The following is a 3,823-nucleotide window of genomic DNA, read 5'->3' as shown; positions in this document are numbered from 1 at the left end:
GTGCTATTCCTGCTACGATGCAGAGGGCAACCCATAAAGTGAGATATTTTTCAAAAACATTCATCTCGCGTGTTTTTGCTTTTTTTTCGGTAACTTCACAAAATTGACTCAATCTTCCTCCCTGAACTCTCCGGTAAATTCATCAATTTTTTCTTTGATCTTATCACGCACTCTTCTAAATATATCCATAGATTTCCCGTGCGGATCATCAAAGCCAATGTGAAGTCTATGCGCTACCTTTCCTGTAAAAACCGGACAAGATTCTTTGGCTCCGTCACAAACGGTGATCACATAATCAAATTCATTATTTAGATATTTTTGCACAGCTTCCGGTTTATGAGAGGAAATGTCAATTCCCACTTCTCTCATCACTTCTATAGCAAAAGGCTGCACAAAATCACCCGGATCTGTACCGGCAGAAAACACTTCGAAGTTTGAATATTGTTTCAGAAAACCTTCTGCCATCTGGCTGCGACAGGAATTTCCGGTGCACAAAAACAGTACTTTTTTCACTTTTTTACATCCTGGTTCTTCTTATGAAATTTTTCCCAGCAGCTTTTACATAAAGGAACATTCTGCGTACTACAACATCCTTGAATTTGAATGTTTCGAATTTCATCTTTACCGGTCATCTTTCCGCAACCTTCACATTTTACTTCTTTCTTTTCCATTTTGCACCTCTAAACAATTTTAATTTTATCTCTATTTTTGATGATCTTATATTTTGCTGTGGAAATTATTAAAAACTCAATTTCCTCAGTTTCCCTAATAAGACCTTTTTCAATGAAAACTTTTATTCCGTTTTTGGAAAAAATATAATATTCATCTAATTTTCTCGGATTGAACATTTTATCCGGCGAAGCCATCCGACCGGACGGCATTTTATAAGCATTTCATCAGCCTACAACCTGATAGTAATTTCCAATTGAAATCACACCACCGTGAGTTTTTACATATTCAACGAATTCTTTGTTTTCAATTTCTATTTTCATAAATTCTTTCCTAGCCATTGCGAAGGTTAAACAGGAAGATATCATCTGTTGGAAACCATTCGCAAGGTTTTGTGACGATTTAACTTCCAAATGTTTCGACTAAGTCGAATCTTTGGAATGTTGAATTTATATTGATCAAACAATCGGAAGATCTATAAACTGAACATTCCGATGGTTTCATCTCAAAGCAGGAGCTTTGAGTTACAATTTATTTGATCAGCTTTTCAATATCATCAACAGAAAGAACTTTTCCCATTGAAACGACTTTTTCATCAATAACGAGTGACGGTGTCATCATCACACCGTAATTCATAATATCGTTAATTTCAGTTACTTTTTCTACTGTTGCATCTACGCCTGTTTTTTCAATAGCTTTTACTACCGCTCGTTCTTGTTGAATGCACTTAGCGCATCCTGTTCCCAATACTTTGATAATCATTATTTTCTCCTTTTTTATTTATCTCGATTTATTATTAAAAATTTTGAATAATCAAAATTGCTGCAACGAATAATAGAACCGTTCCAAAGACGATTTTAATATTCTTTGATTTCAGCTTTGTTGCCATTACTCGTGAACCTAATTGACTTCCAAGTAAAACAGCTAAAACACAAAGAAGCCAAATTGACCATCTCGGTTGGGCAGCAGTTACAATGTGCGAAAAGAAACTGGATAAACCGGAACAAGTAACAACAAAGGCAGATGTCGCAGCGGCTGCCTTAGCTTCTAAACCGGCAATATAAAGTAACGGTACCACAAAACTTCCGCCGCCTCTTCCCAGCAATCCCGCAAAGAAACCTAAGATCGATCCACCGGAAACTCCTAACACAGTTCTTTCTTTGGAAGTCATCTCTCCTCTTTTAGGTTTCCATCCACTTAGCATCAAGATGGCAGCAATTGCCGTAAAGATTGCAAAAATGAAGATCATTGGTCTTGTTGGTAAATTTATATTTAGCCACGCACCAAGTGGAGCAAGCAATATCATTGCAATTCCAAAAGGTATTGCTACTTTGAAATCAATTAATTTCTTTAATCCATATGTTATCGAAGCTGAAGAACTGTTCACGACATTCAATAACATTCCCAAAGGTATGGCTTGAGTTTTAAAATCCATTCCCATCCAATACAAAATAGGGATATAAAGCTGTGAACCACCCATTCCCAGCATGGAAAAGAGAAATGAGATCACAAAAAACAAAATGGGTGAAATAAATAATAATTCCATAATATCTCCCGATTATATCTCTATTATTTCTTTGCTAAATGTTTAAGCAATTTCCCGGGTTTAAATTCTCCTGCCAGTTCTGCGTATCCGCCTTCAATTATGCGTACATTTTTATAGCCGAGACCTCTCAAATAGAAATAAACCATAGTTGATCTGACCCCCGACGAGCAAAAAATACCAACAATTTTATCCTGCGGAATTTCTGCCAATCTCTCCGGAATTTCACATATTGGAATATGCAAAACCGGCATATGATGAACTAAACTGAATGCAATCGTTTCAACTTCTTCTTTTGATCTGACATCAAGGAATAGAGAGTTTGATTCGGACAAATGAGCAGTAGGTGATATTTTGTGTTTTCCGCTGCCGAAAAATTCTAATGTCATTGATTTTAATACTTTGTTTAATCTTTCCATTTTAATCCTCCCTTTTCTATCTCATTTAATATATCATCCCGAAAATAACTCCGGAAATCGTTGCCATCACAATAACAGTTGAAACAAAAACTAATGTCTTTTTTATTCCCATCACGCTGCGAATTACCAGCATATTGGGAAGCGACAAAGCAGGTCCTGCCAATAACAATGCCAGAGCAGGTCCTTTACCCATTCCGTTTCCAAGTAGCCCTTGCAGGATTGGAACTTCTGTGAGTGTTGCGAAATACATAAAAGCTCCGCTGACTGATGCGAATAAATTCGCCCAAATGGAATTTCCTCCTACCAGTTTTACTATCCATTCGGATGGGATCAATCCTTCGTGTCCCGGTCTTCCCAATAAAGAACCTGCAATAAGAACTCCCAGAAATAGAAGCGGAAGAATCTGTTTGGCAAATCCCCAGGTGGAAGAAAACCATTCTCCCATTTCACCTTCGGAAGTGCTGGTGAAATAGGAAAGCCCTATAATTCCGGTTACAAAAGTGATCATATTATTTCCTTTAAAAACGATGTGAACGAGAATTACAACTGCGGCAGTTAAAAGTATTTTCCATAATTTCATATTGAAAATACGGTTCAATACTAATCCAAAAAAGACTGCGAGAATCGCGGTAATAATCCATTTTGCGTTATAAATAGCAGCCCAAAGACCGGCATCAATAGACGGTTTCCCCCAATTGGCAAAGATCAGAATTAGAACCATTATTCCAAAGTGAATGATTTCCTGCCATAACGGTCGCGTAACTTCCTGCTCCGGCATCAGTAACTGCTGCTTGGCTTTTTCCTGTTCTTCTTTGCGGAAAATAAATGCCATTATCAAACCGATGATCACGCTGAATACGATTGCTCCAACAGCTCTGGCAATACCAATTTCCATTCCCAATACTCGTGCGGTTAAAATTATCGCTAAAACATTGATGGCAGGTCCGGAATAGAGAAAAGCTGTGGCAGGTCCTAACCCGGCACCTCGTTTGTAAATTCCGCTGAACAGTGGTAAAATAGTGCAGGAACAAACTGCTAAAATTGCACCTGATACAGAAGCAACTGCATAAGCCGTAACTTTCTTTGCTTTTGCTCCCAGATATTTTATTACCGCTGCTTGACTGATAAATACACTAATAGCTCCGGCGATGAACAAAGCCGGAAGCAGGCACAAGATTACGTGAAGTTGAGC

The 3,823-nt window shown here is 37.9% G+C and carries 7 protein-coding genes; all 7 read right to left on the bottom strand.

Annotated features, from left to right (window positions below):
- Positions 1–112 (bottom strand): arsenical-resistance protein (locus ENL20_08465; GenBank protein ID HHE38589.1); only part of this gene is annotated, 112 nt, incomplete at its 3' end.
- Positions 109–465 (bottom strand): arsenate reductase ArsC, encoded by a 357-nt coding sequence (locus ENL20_08460; GenBank protein ID HHE38588.1) that lies wholly within the window; start codon positions 463–465, stop codon positions 109–111. The genes ENL20_08460 and ENL20_08465, both read right to left, overlap by 4 nt.
- Positions 466–680: 215 nt before the next feature.
- The gene (locus ENL20_08455) at positions 681–881 is read right to left on the bottom strand and encodes a hypothetical protein (protein ID HHE38587.1); all 201 of its coding nucleotides are present in this window, start codon (positions 879–881) and stop codon (positions 681–683) included.
- Positions 882–1,200: 319 nt separating this feature from the next.
- A complete protein-coding gene (locus ENL20_08450; protein HHE38586.1) occupies positions 1,201–1,431 on the bottom strand; it encodes a thioredoxin family protein in 231 nt (76 codons plus the stop codon).
- Between the two features lie 34 nt (positions 1,432–1,465).
- A complete protein-coding gene (locus ENL20_08445; GenBank protein ID HHE38585.1) occupies positions 1,466–2,215 on the bottom strand; it encodes a sulfite exporter TauE/SafE family protein in 750 nt (249 codons plus the stop codon).
- 23 nt (positions 2,216–2,238) lie between these two features.
- The gene (locus ENL20_08440; protein HHE38584.1) at positions 2,239–2,631 is read right to left on the bottom strand and encodes a rhodanese-like domain-containing protein; all 393 of its coding nucleotides are present in this window, start codon (positions 2,629–2,631) and stop codon (positions 2,239–2,241) included.
- Positions 2,632–2,656: 25 nt separating this feature from the next.
- Positions 2,657–3,823, bottom strand: a 1,167-nt coding sequence (locus tag ENL20_08435; protein HHE38583.1) for a hypothetical protein, incomplete at its 5' end; no start/stop codon positions are given.

The organism is Candidatus Cloacimonadota bacterium (assembly GCA_011372345.1).
Lineage (GTDB): Bacteria > Cloacimonadota > Cloacimonadia > Cloacimonadales > TCS61 > DRTC01.
This window is presented reverse-complemented; position numbering and strand designations above follow the sequence as displayed.